This is a genomic window from Chromobacterium sp. ATCC 53434 (assembly GCF_002848345.1).
Taxonomy (GTDB): domain Bacteria; phylum Pseudomonadota; class Gammaproteobacteria; order Burkholderiales; family Chromobacteriaceae; genus Chromobacterium.
This window is the reverse complement of the sequence record NZ_CP025429.1, coordinates 4,604,448-4,618,292: the sequence shown is the minus strand read 5'-3', so window position 1 is coordinate 4,618,292 and position 13,845 is coordinate 4,604,448. Positions and strand designations below refer to the sequence as shown.

Below are 13,845 nucleotides of genomic sequence, written 5' to 3'. Positions count from 1 at the left end.
CCTGGCGGGGTCTTTCATTCGCCGTGCTTGTCGGCGGCGCGGCGGTAGGCCGGACGGCTCTCCAGCCTGTCGACGAAGCGCGCCAGATTCGGATAGCGGGCGCGGCCGTCGCCGGCGACCGCGATCTGGGCGACGAAGGACAGCTGCACGTCGGCGCCGCTCAGCGCGTCGCCGACGAAGTAGTCGCGGCCTTCCAGCTCGCCGTCCAGATAGCCCAGGTGGTTGCACAATTCGCCGTCTATCCGCGGATGCAGCGGCGCGCCGGCCTCGCCCAGCCTGCCGACATAGAGCTGCAGCAGGATGGGCAGCATCGCCGAGCCTTCGGCGTAGTGCAGCAGCTGGACGTAGCGGTTGTAGTCGGGCGAGGCGATGTCCGGCGCGAAACGGCCCTTGCCATAAGTGCGGATCAGGTAGTCGACGATGGCGCCGGACTCGATCAGCACGGTGTCGCCGTCGCGCAGCACCGGCGCCTTGCCCAGCGGGTGGATGGCTTTCAATTCCGGCGGCGCGAGCCGGGTCTCGGGATCGCGCTGGTAGGCGATCACGCGGTAATCCAGGCCCAGTTCCTCCAGCAGCCAGGTGATGCGGCGCGAGCGCGATTGGTTCAGGTGGTGCACTTCTATCATGTCGACTCCTTCGGAATGGGATGGGCGGGGACGATCCTGGCCAGCCAGGCCAGGATGTCGTCCTCCACCTCGGCGCGGTTGCTTTCGTTCAGCATCTCGTGGCGGCCGCCCGGATAGACCTTGCTTTGCAGGTCCAGCACGCCGGCGTCGCGGTAGCGGATTTCCAGCTGGCCCAGCGCCAGCCGGCCCAGGCTGACCGGATCGCGGCTGCCGGCGAACAGCAGGATGGGACAGCGACGGTTGACGCCGGCGCCGGCGGCCTCGCCGTCCTCCATGTCGACGATGCCGGCGAACAGGTCGGCCCACAGCCCCGGCGTCGGATCGAAGCCGCAGCGCGGATCGGCCAGATAGGCGTCCACCTCGGCCGGATCGCGGCTCAGCCATTCCATCTTGGTCCGCCATGGCGGGAAGCCCAGATTGAAACTGCCGAACACCAACGCCGCCATCAGCCGGCTGGACCGGTCTCGGCCGTCGCCGCGGCCCAGCCAGCGCGCCAGCGCGCCGAGCAGGCGGGCCAGCGGCCGCTGGCGGTAGCCGGTGGACGACAGCATCAGGCCGGACAGCCGGCCGCCGTAGCGCAGGAAGTGGGCGCGGGCGATGAAGCTGCCCATGCTGTGGCCGAACAGCACCACCGGCAGGCCCGGATGCCGTTCGGCGGCGTGGCGGCGCACCGTCTCGACGTCGTCGACCACCTTGCGCCAGCCGTCGTCGGCGGCGAAGCAGCCGCGCGGCGACGTCGAGTCGCCGTGGCCGCGGTGGTCGTGGGCGTACACCGCGTAGCCGGCGGCGGCGAGCGCGCCGGCGAAACGGTGGTAGCGGGCGGCGTATTCGCTCATGCCGTGCGAGATCAGCACCGCCGCGCGCGCCTGTCCGGCTGGCAGCCACTGGCATAGCGGAATGGCGGCGCCGTCGGCGGCGGCTAGGGTCAGGCTGCGCATGCGCGTTCTCCGGAATTCAGCCCAGCAGGGCGCGGCTGTCGAAATCGGGGTGGATCAGCGAGGTCAGCACATGGTCGCGCCAGGCGCCGTCGAGAAACAGGTAGTGCTTGGCCTGGCCCTCGATGACAAAGCCCAGCCGTTTCAGCAACGCCGCGCTGCGGAGGTTGTGCGGCTGGTAGTTGGCCTGGATGCGGTGCAGCCGCAAGTCGTCGAAGGCGAAGGCGATGGCCGCCTGCAAGGCCTCGCGCATCAGGCCCTGGCCCTCGTAGGCTCGGTCTATGCCGTAGCCGAGATGGCAGGCCTGGAACACGCCGCGGACGATGTTGCTGAAACCGACGGTGCCGATGACGCGGTCTGGCTCGGCCTGCGTCGCCAGCAGGAAACGCGCGCTGACGCCGTCTTCCCAGCTGCGGACGGCCTGGCGCAGTTGCATCGCCCAGTGGGAGGCGGTGTAGAACTGCTGGCTGGCGGTAGGGTTCCACGGTTCCAGGTGGGCGCGGTTGCGCAGCTGGTAATCGAGCACGGCCGGCGCCCGGGCGGGATCGGCCGGCAATAGCCGGAGGCGGGGGGTGTCGAGTATGGCTTGGGCGGCGGACATGGCGTTGCGACTGTTATGACAAGGCAGTAGATAGTAGTCGCAATGCGGCCCGCTGCTCAAGGGCGCCGCCGGGAGCGGCGGCGCCGGACGCCGGTCTTCGCGCGTTCAGCCGGCCAGCCGTTGCAGCGCCTCGCGGTACTTGGCGGCGGTCTTCTCGCGCACATCCAGCGGCACCGCCGGCGCCGGGGCCTGCTTGTTCCAGCCCGAGGCTTCCAGCCAGTCGCGGACGAACTGCTTGTCGAACGACGGCGGATTGCTGCCCGGCCGGTAGCTGTCGGCCGGCCAGAAGCGGCTGGAGTCCGGCGTCAGCGCCTCGTCCATCAGCGTCAGCGTGCCGTCCTCGTCCAGGCCGAACTCGAACTTGGTGTCGCAGATGATGATGCCGCGCGTCGCGGCGTATTCGGACGCCGCCTGGTACAGCAGGATGGCGGTGTCGCGCACCTTGACCGCCAATTCCTTGCCGACGATGGCCTCGCATCGCGCGAAGTCGATGTTCTCGTCGTGGTCGCCGACCGCCGCCTTGGTGGACGGGGTGAAGATAGGCTCGGGCAGCTTGTCCGCCTCCCTGAGGCCGGCCGGCAGCGCGATGCCGCAGACCGAGCCGGACTGTTGGTATTCCTTCCAGCCGGAACCGGCCAGGTAGCCGCGCACCACCGCCTCGATCGGCACGGCCTTCAGGCGCTTGGCGACGACGGCGCGGCCCTCGACCTGCGGCAGGTCCTCCGCCGACACCACGTCTTCCGGCTTGTCGCCGGTCAGGTGATTGGGCACCACGTCCTTCAGCTTGTCGAACCAGAAATTGGAGATCGCGGTCAGGATCTGGCCCTTGGCCGGAATCGGATCGTCCAGGATCACGTCGAAGGCGGACAGCCTGTCGGTGGCGATCATCAGCATGCGCTTGTCGTCGATCTCGTAGAGGTCGCGCACCTTGCCGGAGTAGATCTTGTTCAGGCTCTTCAGATGGGTGGTGTTCAGTCCGGTCATCATGCTTCCTTCGCGGGCGGGGGTTGCTATTGGATTCGTTTCAGCGCTTCGCGCCGCGATAGCGGCGACAGCGCGGTGGCGGCGACGAAGCTGCGGACGGCTTCGGCGTCGGTGTAGCCGTACTCGCGCAAGGCCCAGCCTATCGCCTTGCGGATGAAGAATTCAGGATCGGCGGCATTGGCGCCGCAGTAGCGGAACAGCCGCGCCGCGTCGGTTTCGCGCTTCCAATATAACTGGTGCAGGATGGCGACGCGGCGCAGCCAGAAGTCGGCGTCGCCGGCCAGCCCGTCCATATCGGCCTGCAGCTCGCGCCGGCTCCGCACCAGCGGGCCGACCGCCCAGGCGGCCAGGCCGTCGACGGTGTCCCACCAGGCGTTGGCCGTCGCCAGCGCCAGCAGCCTGGGCAGCGCCGAGGCCGGCAGCGCGGCGGCGTGGCGGGCCAGCAGGTCCAGCGCCACGTAGTGGAACTCGCGCTCGGGCTGCCGCCACAGCGCTTCGGCCAGCGCCAGCCAGCCGTCGGGGCCGGCCGCGTCGTGCGAGCGGATCCACGCGCCGGCGGCCCGGCGCCTGAGCGGGGCGGCGACGCCGAGAAAGTCGAACTGCCCGCGCATATAGGCGCGCATCGCCGGCGCGCGCGCCGGGTCGGCGGCGGCGCTCAGCAGGGCGCGCAGTTCGGTCGGCTCGGCGCTCGGGGCCATGGCGGCGTCAGGACTGGTAGCCGGGATTGCGCTTGGCCTTGTCGGCCCACTCGCGCGCCTTCTTGGCGTCCGGCGGCAGATTGGCGGCGCCGGTGCGGTACAGCCGCGACAGCGCGCGCTGGATGTACGGCGGCGCGTAGCTGGCGTCGGCGCTCAAGGCCTTCTGGTACCAGTAGACGGCCTGCTGGCCATCGGCGGCGAAGCCCCGGCCCTCTTCGTGCATCTGGCCGAGCAGATAACATTCTGCAATCGACGGATGCTGTCGCATCAGTTGCTCCAGCAACTGACCGCCGCGCTTGGCGTCGCGGTACGGCGCCGGCGCGGTGGCCAGCAGCACCGCGTAGTCGCTCTGCAGCCAGTAGCCGCTGCCCTCCGGTTCCGGATAGCGCGCGGCGCGCTCCAGCAGGCCGAGCAGGCGCGGGTAGTCCTTTTTCACCGACGGCGATTTCAGAAAGCCGTTTCGGTTGCGGCCGTAGCTTTCCGCCAAGGTCGACAGCGCGCGGCGGTTGCCCATCGCGGCGGCCTGCAGATACAGCTCGTGGGCCTTGGCTTGCTGGCCGGACATCATCAGCTGGTAGGCCTGTTCGGCCAGCGGCGCGGCGGCCGCTTGCGGCGCCAGCGCCTGGGAAGCCGGCGTCTCGGCGGCCTGGACCGGGAATTGCGGCGCCAGCGCCAGCGCGCACAGCAAGGAGGCCAGGCGGGCCGGGCGGAACAGGGACGGGAATGTAGAAATCGTGTTCATCGTGGAAACCTTGTGTCGTTCGGTAGCGGTCGGGCGCCGGACAAGCGGCGCCACGTTCAGCCTACCGGCCGGGCGGGGGCGGCGAAATGGACCCGCTCGGCATGCTACAAGGTGTCCTTCAGCGCCCTGGCCTGTTCCAGCGCCTCGTCGGCGCTGGCGGCCATCACGTTGAAATGGCCCATTTTGCGGCCCGGCCGCGCGTTTTTCTTGCCGTACAGGTGCAGTTGGACGTTGGGCGCCTCCATCAGCACGTCCCAGTTTGGCTCGCGGCCGTCCTCTTTCCACACGTCGCCGAGCAAATTCACCATCGCCACCGGGCTGAGCAGGTCGGTGCGGCCCGGCAGCAGGCCGCACATCGCGCGCACCTGCTGCTGGAACTGGTCGGTCAGACAGGCGGTCAGCGTGTAGTGGCCGGAGTTGTGCGGGCGCGGGGCGATCTCGTTGACCACCAGGCTGTCATCGGCGAGCACGAAGAATTCCACCGCCAGCACGCCGACGTAGTCGAGCGCCTCGGCCAGCTGCCTGGCCATGTCCTGCGCCTGCCGCGCCAGCGCCGGGGCGATGCGCGCCGGCACGATGGATTCGTCGAGTATGCCGTCCTTGTGGAGGTTTTCCGCCACCGGGAACACCGCGCTCTGCGCCGGGCTGACGCGGGTGACGATGGCCGACACTTCCAGCTGCAGGTCCAGCATCTTTTCCAGCACGCAGGCCTGGCCGCCGAGATTGGCGTAGGCGGCGCGCGCCTCGGCCGCGGTCTGCACCCGCGCCTGGCCCTTGCCGTCGTAGCCGAGACGGGCGGTCTTCAGGATGCCGGGCAGGTAGGGCGAGAGGTCGACCTGGATGTCCTCGACGCTTTCGATCGCCAGGTAGGGCGCGGTGGGCAGGCCGGCCTTGTTGATCCACGCCTTTTCGGCGATGCGGTCCTGGGCGACGGCGACGCAGTCGCCGGACGGCGACACGCGGGTACGGCGCGCCAGCTCGCGCATCGCGTCGGCGTTGACGTTCTCGAATTCGGTGGTGACGGCGGCGCAGCTGTCGGCCAGCTCGCGCAGCGCGGCGGGGTCGTTGTACGGCGCGCGAAGATGGCGGTCGGCGTAGGCGGCGGCGGGGGCGTTCTCGTCCGGGTCCAGCACGGTGACGCGGTAGCCCATGGTCTTGGCGGCGACGACGAACATGCGGCCCAGCTGGCCGCCGCCGAGTATGCCGAGCATCGCCGGCGGCAGGATGGCGGCCATTATTCGACCTCCGGCAGCGTCATCGCCAGCACGGTTTCTTCCTGTTGCTTGCGGAAGGCCGTCAGCTTTTCGGCCAGTTCCGGGCGGGTGGTCGCCAGCATCGCCACCGCGAACAGCGCGGCATTGGCGGCGCCGGCCTCGCCGATGGCGAAGGTGGCCACCGGTATGCCCTTGGGCATCTGGACGATGGACAGCAGCGAATCCTCGCCGCGCAGGTATTTGGACGGCACCGGCACGCCCAGCACCGGCACATGGGTCTTGGCGGCCAGCATGCCCGGCAGGTGGGCGGCGCCACCGGCGCCGGCGATGATGGCCGCCAGGCCGCGCGGCGCGGCTTCTTCGGCGTACTGGAACAGCAGGTCCGGGGTGCGGTGGGCGGAGACGACGCGGGTTTCGCAGGCGATGCCGAAGCTTTTCAGCACGCGGGCGGCGTGCTGCATCACTTCCCAGTCGCTGTTGCTACCCATCACGATGCCGACTTCAATCATGGAGATGCTGCTCGCTGATGGTGAACGAAAGCGCAATTTTAACCGATGCCGCAGACTACCCGTTATGGTTTTTTATTTTCAGATCAAGACAGTTAGCGAATAAAGCTGGCTCGAATCGACGCCTTCAAGCCAGTTTCGGATAGGTGAACAACAATAGCTGCAGCGTGTTGAAGCCCAGATGGGCCAGCACCGCCAGCCACAGCTGGCGCCGCGCGGCGTAGATCAGGCCGTAGCCTATGCCGGCCAGCGTGGCCAGGCCCACCCAGGCCCAGCCGCCGGCCAGATGGGCCAGGCCGAACAGCAGCGACGCCGCCATCAGCGCGGCGAACGGTTCGGTGCGCAACTCCAGCCAGCGCTGGACGCCGGCGCGGAAGAAGGCCTCCTCCACCAGCGATACCAGGAAGCAGTTGGCCAGCAGCCACGGCAGCAGCCAGTCCGGCCATTTCGGCGCGAAGCCTATGACGCCGACGGCGGAGGCGATGCCGAACACGAACAGTAGCGCCAAGGCGCCTACGGCCGCCGCCGGCCAGCCCAGCTGCCGTTCGGGCAGCGGCGCGCGGGCGAGATTCAGCAACAGCAGCAGGCCGGCCAGGCCCTTGTCGTAGCTCCAGAACAGCCGGTACGGCGCGCTGGCGGCGCTGGCCTTGCCCTGCCACAGCAAGGGATTGTCGAAGCCGGGCAGCGCGTGCACGGCCAGCGCCAACAGCGCGGCTATCCACACCAGGTACAGCTCCGGCCGCGGGTAGCGGCGCAGCGCCAGCGTCAGGCCGGCGACGATGACCGCGGCCAGCAGGCCCAGCGGCTGCAGCACGCCGGCGGCCAGCGCCACCATCGCGCTGGTGGTCAGCGCGATCCAGCCGGGCGCTTCCTGGCGCAGGCTGGCGGCGATCAGGCCCAGCGCCATCAGGCCGTAGGCGGCCAGCGTCAGGGTGGAAAGCGTGAACATGGCGTCTCCGTCTCGGGATGGGCAAGCGTCCGATGATAACGGCAGACAGACGGGGGGCCAAACTGGATCCCATTAATGATGTTTGCGTATTTTGGGGGCCTGGCCTGCGGGCGGCAAGCGCGTCCCGGCCTGTTCCTGCCGGCCCGCTGTCGCGAAAGGACTGTCAGGGCTTGGGCGGATGCGGCCGCAGCAGCCGGCGGCGCTGGGCGTCGGCCAGATAGGCGGCGATCGGTGCCGCCTCCTCCGCCGGGACCGGCGCCTTGAACGCCAGCCGCATCTTGTCGACGATGGCGCGCCAGCGCGCCTCGTCGAAATCCGGCTGCAGCGCGATGTAGTCGGCGGAGTGGCAGATCAGGCAGCGCTGCAGCGCCGGCAGATAGCCGGGATGGCCGCTGTCCGGCAGCATCGCCGTCTCGTTCGGCAGCGAGATGCTTGCCGCGCCGGCGGGGCCGGCCAGCAGCAGCGTCAACAGCAGCGCGGCCCTCATCGTCCGGCCTCGGTGACGATGATGTCCAGCCGCTCGATCACGTCGCGGGCGTAGCCGCCTGGATTCCACGGCTGGGCCGCGGGCTGGACCTGGCCGTCGTTGGCGGTGGCGCGTGCCATCAGCGTCAGCGGTCCCGGCTTCACGTCGTCCAGCGTCAGCGTCCACGGCCGGAACGCGAAACGGCCGGCGTCCTTTCCCAGCCGGGCCGGCAGCCAGCTCGCGCCGCCGTCGGCGGAGACGTCGACCCGGCGGATGCCGCTGCCGCCGTCGAAGGCGATGCCGCGCAGCGCCAGCTGGCCCGCCGGCGCGATGTCGCCGTCGGAGAAATTGGTGATGAAGCTGCGCACCTTCATCCGGGTCAGCCTCACCGTCCTGTCCGGCCTGGTTCCGGGCGGCACGCCGTTGTCCGGCGTGTCGGGCACCACATAGGCCTGGCTGGCGAACCAGCCGTCGAACACATGGTCGAGCACGTCGATGCGGGACAGATGCTTCATCCAGTAGGCGGCGTAGAAGCCCGGCACCACCAGGCGCAGCGGATAGCCGTTCAGCACCGGCAGCGGCCGGCCGTTCATCTCCCACGCTATCATCGCCTCCGGCCGCAGCGCGTCGGCGAGGTCCAGCGAGCGGACGAAGGACGGCGTTGCCTCCAGCGCCGGCTGGTCTGTGCCGCGATAGGCGATCTGGCGCGCGCCGTCGTCGACGCCGGCGGCGGCCAGCACGTCGGCCAGCCGCGCGCCGGCCATCTCGACGCAGGCCATCGAGCCGTTGCCGAGCTGCGCGCCCTGCACCCTGGGCTGCGACAGGCCGCGGCCGTTGCCGGCGCACTGCATCACCACCGTCTGCCTCACCGTCTCGAAGCGCTTTTTCAGCTCCGCCAATGTCAGCGTCAGCGGCCGGCTCACCTTGCCGGCTATCGTCAGCGTGTGGGCGGCGGGGTCGATGTCCAGCGGATGGCCGGCCAGGTGGTAGCGGACGAACACCGCCTCGTTGGGGGTGATCAGGCCGCGATCGAACTGGGAGAACGGCGTTTCCAGATGGACCGGCCGGGTGGTGATGCGCAATAGCGGCATCTTCTGCGGGTATGGGACCAGCTCGCGCCAGCCGTTGTCGAAGCCCTGGTCCAGCCAGGCGGCGCGGACCCGGCCCGGCAGCGCCAGCAGCGCGGCGGCGGCGAGGCCGCCCTTCAGTACCGCGCGTCGGCGCAGCGCATCGTCGTCCATGATCGCAAGCCCGGGGAAAGCGGGGGAAATGGGGCGATGCTAGGCGGCGGCGCGGCGGCTGTCGACCGGAGGAAGGGACAGGTGGGGCGCTGGGTGCACCCCGCATCCGGCGGAAAACGGCCGCCGCCGCAAAAAGATCGCGAACAGGGTCTTATTGCACCGCGATGTCGCTCAGATGGTAGGTGCCGGTGCGGTTAGTCTGGCAGAACACCTTGGCCTTGACGGTGATGGCCCGGCCCTTGTAGCGGCCCATGTCTTCCTGGTTCAGCGCCAGGCTGCGCTTGTCCTGCTCGCCGCATTCGGCGCCGTCGTCCAGCGTCAGCGGCTGGGCCAGTTTCAGATGGTAGGCCTTGAAAAGGGTGCCGTCGGCCTTGCTGCCGGACGAGATCGGACCGATGACGGTGCCGCTGAGCCTGACGGCGGTCTCGCCGTCTTCGCGCACGGCGAGCGGCTGGGCCTGGGACAGCGGGCCGGCGGCCAGCAGCAACAGCGCGCTCAGCGCGCGCGCGGCATGGGTGGTTTTCATGTTCGAATGGTTTTCTTGCTTGGGTTCATCACGGCCGGCGCCCGCGCCAGGCGGGCGCCGCGGGCGTCAGCGCGGCAGGCTGCAGCGCAGGCCCAGCCGGGCCAGCATCGCCGGCTGGCTGGCGGCCACCCGCCACGCGCCGCCGTCGCGGGCGATGCGCAGCGCGACGCGCTGGCCGCCCTGCTCCAGCTCCAGCCCCACGGCGTCACCCTGCCAGGACTTGAAGACGGTGCTGGCGCCGCTGTCGCGCCGCAGGCTGCAGAACAGGCCGCCCTGGCCGCTCTGCGGCAGCGGCGACAGTTGCAGGCGCCAGTCGGATTCGGTCTGCACCTGCAGCAGCGCCTTGCCGTCCGGGGCCGGCGCGACGATGTTCTCGGTGCTGTAGGTGAAGTAGACCTTGCCGTCGCGGTTGTCGATCAGCAGGCTGCCGGGCGCGTCGTGGCCGAACCACAGGTCCACCCGCTGCAGCGCGCCGCCGGCCAGCGGGCCCTGGTAGGCGAAGGCGGAGCTGTCGCCATCGCCCTGGCTGGTGCGCCAGCTCTTGAACTGCAGCCGGCTGCCGTTGCCGGCCGAGACGGTCAGCAGCGGCCCCTTGCGCTGGGCTAGCCCGGCGTGGGCGGCCAGCGCCTTGGCGTCGCTCTTCGGCGATTCCATTGGATTGAGCCGTTGGCGAGTGTCGGCCGCGGCGCGCAGAATGCCGTCGCCGCTGGCGGTGTCCAGCTGTTGCACGGCGACGGCGCGCGCGCCGTGCGCTTGCGCGCGCAGCTGTCCGGCCAGGTCGACGACCGGCGGCGAATCGAAATTGGTGATGGGCGCGGCGGCGGCGCCCAGCGGCAGCAGCAACGCCGCCAGTGCGAGGGAAGGTTTCATCATCGGTGACATGCGATATGGAAAGATTTCCGTACCGCTTATGTCACTGGCGTTACCTGGGGTCAACGCAACTATTCACCGCCGGCGGGCGGACTCAGCGGTGGCCGGCCAGCGCGTCCAGCACCTTGCTCGACAGCGCCGGCGGCTGGGCGGTGACGCGCAGCAGATGGCGCAGGGCCGGGTGCGGCGGGCGGTGCACCGCGATGCCGTCGGCCAGCAGGCAGCGCTGGATCGCCTCGGCGGCGGTGGCGTTCGGATAGACAACGGCGACGAAGTTGGTGTGCGACGGCAGCACGGTCAGGTCGCGGGCGCGCAGCGCCGCGTCCAGCTTGTCGCGCAGCTGCAGCGTGGCCTGCACCAGCTGGACGCTGTAGTCCGGGTCTTCCAGCACTCGCCGCGCCGCGTGCTGGGCCAGGCCGGACAGCGCGTACTGCGGACGGATCTGGTCGGCCTTGGCGATGATGTCGGCCGGCGCCAGCGCGAAGCCGACGCGCAGGCCGGCCAGGCCGTAAGCCTTGGACAGCGTGCGCAGCCGCAGCGTATTGGCCATCGCGCCGGCCGGCGGCGCGTCCTGCGGATCGACGCAGAAATCGACATAGGCCTCGTCCAGGATCAGCAGCGTTTGCGACGGCAGCTGCTGGCGCAGGGCCAGGATGTCGGCGGCGGACCAGTAGTGGCCGGTCGGGTTGTCGGGATTGGCCAGATACAGCACGACGGCGCGTTCGGCGTGCGCCACCTCGCACAGCCGGGCAAGGTCGGGGCGCAGCCCGACGCCGTGCTGCTGGTACGGCACTTCCAGGATGCGCGCGCCGACGCCCTCGGCGAAGTAGCGGAAAGCGGGATAGGTGCCGGCGCTGCATACCACCGCGTCGCCGGCATTGCAGCGCAGCCGCAGCGCCAGCAGGATCAGGCTGTCGGCGCCGCTGTCGAACAGCACCTGGCTCGCTTCGACGCCGTGGCGCTCGGCGGCCAGCTCGCGCAGGGCCAGCGCGTACGGGTCCGGATACAGCCGCGCCAGCTCGGTCAGCAGCTCGCCCCATTCGGCCAATAGCGGCGAATCGGGCTTGGCCATGCTTTCGTTGGCGCCCAGGCGGCAGACCACCTTGTGCCCCAGCGCCGCTTCGAGCTTGGCGATGCCGGGAAACGGGTTGACGATGGTATGGTGTTCCAGGTGGCGCGCGTAGTGCATGGCAGTTCCCACTCCCGAGTTGACGACGGCCATTCTAGGCCATGGCCCGGTTCGACAAGCGATCGCTTGGCAATATCCTTATGACATCGGCTTTCAGCGCGCGGCGGAGGCGGCGGCCGGGACCGCGGCTTGCGGCGCCGAGGCCGCCGGTTTGGCGGCATGATGGCCGGTCGGGGCCTTGGGCAGCACCAGCGGGCCCTTGTAGCCGCAGGCGGCGAGAAAGAGGAACATGCTGGCGCAGACGAGCAGGGTACGCATACTGACGCTATCCGATATGGCAAAATCAGCATACTAGCAAAACCCCGCCGGGCCGTGTTGCCCGCGCCCGGCGCAATCAGGACAGACATCATGACCGAAAGCGAATTTCTGCAATTGAGCGACGCCATCTTCGACCGCATCGAGGCGGCGATAGACGCGCAGGGCCTGGACGCCGACACCTTGCGCCAGGGCAATGTGCTGGAGATCGAGTTTGACGGCGGCGACAAGGTGATCGTCAACCGCCATGCGGTCAACCAGGAGATGTGGATCGCCGCCAGGAGCGGCGGCTACCACTTCTCGCGCCGCGACGGCGGCTGGATCGCCAGCCGCGACGGCGCCGAGTTCTTCGCCACGCTGGCCGAGGCGATACGCGCCGGCAGCGGCGAGGCTTTCGCGTTCGCCGACTGAGGCGGATCACCGACATGCTGGCGGGATGGCGAGAAACATTATAGGTTTCAGTATGATTACCCGGCCCCGCCAGCACTGAGGACGCGATGCCCGCGCAGATAGCCAGCTTCTACGACGCCGCCACCGGCACCATCAGCCACATCGTCCACGACCATCCCGGCGGCCATGCCGCGGTGGTCGATCCGGTGCTGGACTTCGATCCCCGCTCCGGCCGCACCGGCCACGGCTCGGCCGACCGGCTGCTGGCCTTCCTGGCCGAGCGGCGGCTGACGCTGCAATGGATACTGGAAACCCACGCCCATGCCGATCATCTGTCGGCGGCGGCCTATTTGAAGCGGCAGGCCGGCGGCAGCCTGGCGATAGGCCGCCGCATCACCGAGGTGCAGGCCATCTTCGGCCGCGTGTTCAATCTGGAGCCGGCGTTTCGCAGCGACGGCTCGCAGTTCGACCGGCTGTTCGACGACGGCGAGACCTTCCATATCGGCGAGCTGGAGGCCACGGTGCTGGCGCTGCCCGGCCATACGCCGGCCGACGTCGGCTACCGCGTCGGCGACGCGGTCTTCGTCGGCGACACGCTGTTCATGCCCGATGTCGGCACCGCCCGCTGCGACTTTCCCGGCGGCGACGCCCGCGAGCTGTACCGCTCGATCCGCCGGTTGCTGGCCTTGCCGGACGCCACCCGGCTGCTGCTGTGCCACGACTATCCGCCGCCGGGCCGCGAGGCGGCGTGGTGCGCGACGGTGGCCGAGCAGCGCCGCGCCAATCTGCATGCGCGCGACGGCGTCGACGAGGCGGACTTCGTCGCGATGCGCGCGGCGCGCGACCAGACGCTGGCGATGCCGCAATTGCTGCTGCCGGCGGTGCAGGTCAATATCCGCGCCGGCGCGCTGCCGCCGGCCGAGGACAACGGCGTGCGCTATCTGAAGCTGCCGCTGGACGCGCTGTGAGCGCGGCGCGCGCTCTCGCGCCGCGCCAGATCCAGCGCCTTGGCGCGCGCGCCGGGATCGCCCTGGGCGGCGGCCCGCGCGTACCAGCGTATCGCCGCCGGAATGTCCCGCCGCACGCCCTGGCCGTGTTCGTACATGCTGGCGATCAGATACTGGGCGCCGGCGTCGCCCTGCTTGGCCGCCTCCTCGTACCAGTAGGCGGCCAGCCTGTCGTCCTGCGGCGCGCCGCGGCCGAGGAAGTACTGGGTGCCCAGATCGAGCTCGGCCGGCAGATAGCCCTGTCGGGCGGCCAGCGTGAACCAGCGGGTCGCCTCGACCAGCGATTTGGGCACGCCGTCGCCGCGCTCGGCCAGCAGGCCCAGCGCGTGCTGCGCCTGCGCCAGCTGCAGTTCGGCGGCGCGCCTGAGCCAGTACAGCGCCTGCCGCTTGTCGACCGGCCCGGCCTCGCCGTTCCAGTCCATCATCGCCAAGTTGAAGGCCGCGACCCGGTCGCCGTTCTCGGCCGCCTGCCAGAAGGCGACGCGGGCGGCCGCCAGACGGCCGGACCGGTATTCGCTCCAGCCCGGCACCTCGGGCGCGGCGGCATGCGCGGCCAGCGCGCACAGCAGCAACAGCGTCGCCAACCGTTTCATCGTCGTTCCTCCGCTATTTTCAGCTTAGTCGGCTTGGCGGACCGATTCTGACG

18 protein-coding genes are annotated in these 13,845 nt (G+C 69.9%); 2 read left to right on the top strand and 16 right to left on the bottom strand.

Going from position 1 to position 13,845, the window contains the following annotated elements; genetic code table 11:
* Window positions 1-14: 14 nt before the first annotated feature.
* The 15 genes from CXB49_RS20565 to CXB49_RS23990 form a co-directional block, all read right to left on the bottom strand.
* Window positions 15-626, bottom strand: a complete 612-nt coding sequence (locus CXB49_RS20565; protein ID WP_101710094.1) for a glutathione S-transferase family protein — start codon at window positions 624-626, stop codon at window positions 15-17.
* Window positions 623-1,564: an alpha/beta fold hydrolase gene (locus tag CXB49_RS20560; protein WP_101710093.1), complete on the bottom strand. Its 942-nt coding sequence runs from the start codon at window positions 1,562-1,564 to the stop codon at window positions 623-625. Before CXB49_RS20560 ends, CXB49_RS20565 begins: the two co-directional genes overlap by 4 nt.
* 16 nt (window positions 1,565-1,580) lie before the next feature.
* Complete coding sequence (locus CXB49_RS20555) at window positions 1,581-2,162, bottom strand: GNAT family N-acetyltransferase (protein ID WP_101710092.1); 582 nt, start codon at window positions 2,160-2,162, stop codon at window positions 1,581-1,583.
* Between the two features lie 105 nt (window positions 2,163-2,267).
* Window positions 2,268-3,146, bottom strand: coding sequence for a phosphoribosylaminoimidazolesuccinocarboxamide synthase (locus CXB49_RS20550; protein WP_101710091.1), 879 nt, complete (start codon window positions 3,144-3,146; stop codon window positions 2,268-2,270).
* A 26-nt stretch (window positions 3,147-3,172) separates the two neighbouring features.
* Window positions 3,173-3,844, bottom strand: a complete 672-nt coding sequence (locus CXB49_RS20545) for a DNA alkylation repair protein (RefSeq protein WP_101710090.1) — start codon at window positions 3,842-3,844, stop codon at window positions 3,173-3,175.
* A gap of 7 nt (window positions 3,845-3,851) precedes the next feature.
* On the bottom strand, window positions 3,852-4,586 hold the full coding sequence (locus CXB49_RS20540; RefSeq protein WP_101710089.1) for a tetratricopeptide repeat protein: 735 nt from the start codon (window positions 4,584-4,586) through the stop codon (window positions 3,852-3,854).
* A 104-nt stretch (window positions 4,587-4,690) separates the two neighbouring features.
* Window positions 4,691-5,821: a 5-(carboxyamino)imidazole ribonucleotide synthase gene (locus tag CXB49_RS20535; RefSeq protein ID WP_101710088.1), complete on the bottom strand. Its 1,131-nt coding sequence runs from the start codon at window positions 5,819-5,821 to the stop codon at window positions 4,691-4,693.
* Window positions 5,821-6,309 carry a 5-(carboxyamino)imidazole ribonucleotide mutase gene (gene purE / locus CXB49_RS20530; protein WP_046156077.1) on the bottom strand — a complete coding sequence of 163 codons (489 nt, stop codon included), beginning with the start codon at window positions 6,307-6,309 and terminating at the stop codon, window positions 5,821-5,823. Before purE ends, CXB49_RS20535 begins: the two co-directional genes overlap by 1 nt.
* 124 nt (window positions 6,310-6,433) lie before the next feature.
* Window positions 6,434-7,255, bottom strand: a complete 822-nt coding sequence (locus CXB49_RS20525; RefSeq protein ID WP_101710087.1) for a CPBP family intramembrane glutamic endopeptidase — start codon at window positions 7,253-7,255, stop codon at window positions 6,434-6,436.
* Between the two features lie 163 nt (window positions 7,256-7,418).
* Window positions 7,419-7,742, bottom strand: coding sequence for a sulfite:cytochrome C oxidoreductase subunit B (locus CXB49_RS20520; RefSeq protein ID WP_101710086.1), 324 nt, complete (start codon window positions 7,740-7,742; stop codon window positions 7,419-7,421).
* Window positions 7,739-8,962, bottom strand: a complete 1,224-nt coding sequence (locus tag CXB49_RS20515) for a molybdopterin-dependent oxidoreductase (RefSeq protein ID WP_101710085.1) — start codon at window positions 8,960-8,962, stop codon at window positions 7,739-7,741. Before CXB49_RS20515 ends, CXB49_RS20520 begins: the two co-directional genes overlap by 4 nt.
* 151 nt (window positions 8,963-9,113) lie before the next feature.
* Complete coding sequence (locus tag CXB49_RS20510; protein WP_101710084.1) at window positions 9,114-9,488, bottom strand: hypothetical protein; 375 nt, start codon at window positions 9,486-9,488, stop codon at window positions 9,114-9,116.
* Window positions 9,489-9,554: 66 nt separating this feature from the next.
* Window positions 9,555-10,361, bottom strand: a complete 807-nt coding sequence (locus CXB49_RS20505; protein ID WP_158300971.1) for a hypothetical protein — start codon at window positions 10,359-10,361, stop codon at window positions 9,555-9,557.
* Window positions 10,362-10,452: 91 nt separating this feature from the next.
* Window positions 10,453-11,547: a histidinol-phosphate transaminase gene (locus CXB49_RS20500; protein WP_101710082.1), complete on the bottom strand. Its 1,095-nt coding sequence runs from the start codon at window positions 11,545-11,547 to the stop codon at window positions 10,453-10,455.
* 93 nt (window positions 11,548-11,640) lie between these two features.
* On the bottom strand, window positions 11,641-11,805 hold the full coding sequence (locus tag CXB49_RS23990; RefSeq protein WP_199406729.1) for a lipoprotein: 165 nt from the start codon (window positions 11,803-11,805) through the stop codon (window positions 11,641-11,643).
* A gap of 87 nt (window positions 11,806-11,892) precedes the next feature.
* Between CXB49_RS23990 and cyaY the strand changes: the two genes are divergently transcribed.
* Window positions 11,893-12,213 carry an iron donor protein CyaY gene (gene cyaY / locus CXB49_RS20495; RefSeq protein ID WP_199406910.1) on the top strand — a complete coding sequence of 107 codons (321 nt, stop codon included), beginning with the start codon at window positions 11,893-11,895 and terminating at the stop codon, window positions 12,211-12,213.
* A gap of 86 nt (window positions 12,214-12,299) precedes the next feature.
* Window positions 12,300-13,160, top strand: coding sequence for an MBL fold metallo-hydrolase (locus tag CXB49_RS20490; protein WP_101710080.1), 861 nt, complete (start codon window positions 12,300-12,302; stop codon window positions 13,158-13,160).
* Here CXB49_RS20490 and CXB49_RS20485 read toward each other — a convergent pair.
* Window positions 13,130-13,792, bottom strand: a complete 663-nt coding sequence (locus tag CXB49_RS20485; protein WP_101710079.1) for a tetratricopeptide repeat protein — start codon at window positions 13,790-13,792, stop codon at window positions 13,130-13,132. The genes CXB49_RS20490 and CXB49_RS20485 overlap by 31 nt on opposite strands.
* Window positions 13,793-13,845 lie beyond the last annotated feature (53 nt).

Bases quoted from the DNA above. Each gene is read 5' to 3' on its own strand.
- CXB49_RS20565 (WP_101710094.1), bottom strand. From the start codon at position 626: ATGATAGAAGTGCACCACCTGAACCAATCGCGCTCGCGCCGCATCACC.
- CXB49_RS20560 (WP_101710093.1), bottom strand. From the start codon at position 1,564: ATGCGCAGCCTGACCCTAGCCGCCGCCGACGGCGCCGCCATTCCGCTA.
- CXB49_RS20555 (WP_101710092.1), bottom strand. From the start codon at position 2,162: ATGTCCGCCGCCCAAGCCATACTCGACACCCCCCGCCTCCGGCTATTG.
- CXB49_RS20550 (WP_101710091.1), bottom strand. From the start codon at position 3,146: ATGACCGGACTGAACACCACCCATCTGAAGAGCCTGAACAAGATCTAC.
- CXB49_RS20545 (WP_101710090.1), bottom strand. From the start codon at position 3,844: ATGGCCCCGAGCGCCGAGCCGACCGAACTGCGCGCCCTGCTGAGCGCC.
- CXB49_RS20540 (WP_101710089.1), bottom strand. From the start codon at position 4,586: ATGAACACGATTTCTACATTCCCGTCCCTGTTCCGCCCGGCCCGCCTG.
- CXB49_RS20535 (WP_101710088.1), bottom strand. From the start codon at position 5,821: ATGGCCGCCATCCTGCCGCCGGCGATGCTCGGCATACTCGGCGGCGGC.
- purE (WP_046156077.1), bottom strand. From the start codon at position 6,309: ATGATTGAAGTCGGCATCGTGATGGGTAGCAACAGCGACTGGGAAGTG.
- CXB49_RS20525 (WP_101710087.1), bottom strand. From the start codon at position 7,255: ATGTTCACGCTTTCCACCCTGACGCTGGCCGCCTACGGCCTGATGGCG.
- CXB49_RS20520 (WP_101710086.1), bottom strand. From the start codon at position 7,742: ATGAGGGCCGCGCTGCTGTTGACGCTGCTGCTGGCCGGCCCCGCCGGC.
- CXB49_RS20515 (WP_101710085.1), bottom strand. From the start codon at position 8,962: ATGGACGACGATGCGCTGCGCCGACGCGCGGTACTGAAGGGCGGCCTC.
- CXB49_RS20510 (WP_101710084.1), bottom strand. From the start codon at position 9,488: ATGAAAACCACCCATGCCGCGCGCGCGCTGAGCGCGCTGTTGCTGCTG.
- CXB49_RS20505 (WP_158300971.1), bottom strand. From the start codon at position 10,361: ATGATGAAACCTTCCCTCGCACTGGCGGCGTTGCTGCTGCCGCTGGGC.
- CXB49_RS20500 (WP_101710082.1), bottom strand. From the start codon at position 11,547: ATGCACTACGCGCGCCACCTGGAACACCATACCATCGTCAACCCGTTT.
- CXB49_RS23990 (WP_199406729.1), bottom strand. From the start codon at position 11,805: ATGCGTACCCTGCTCGTCTGCGCCAGCATGTTCCTCTTTCTCGCCGCC.
- CXB49_RS20490 (WP_101710080.1), top strand. From the start codon at position 12,300: ATGCCCGCGCAGATAGCCAGCTTCTACGACGCCGCCACCGGCACCATC.
- CXB49_RS20485 (WP_101710079.1), bottom strand. From the start codon at position 13,792: ATGAAACGGTTGGCGACGCTGTTGCTGCTGTGCGCGCTGGCCGCGCAT.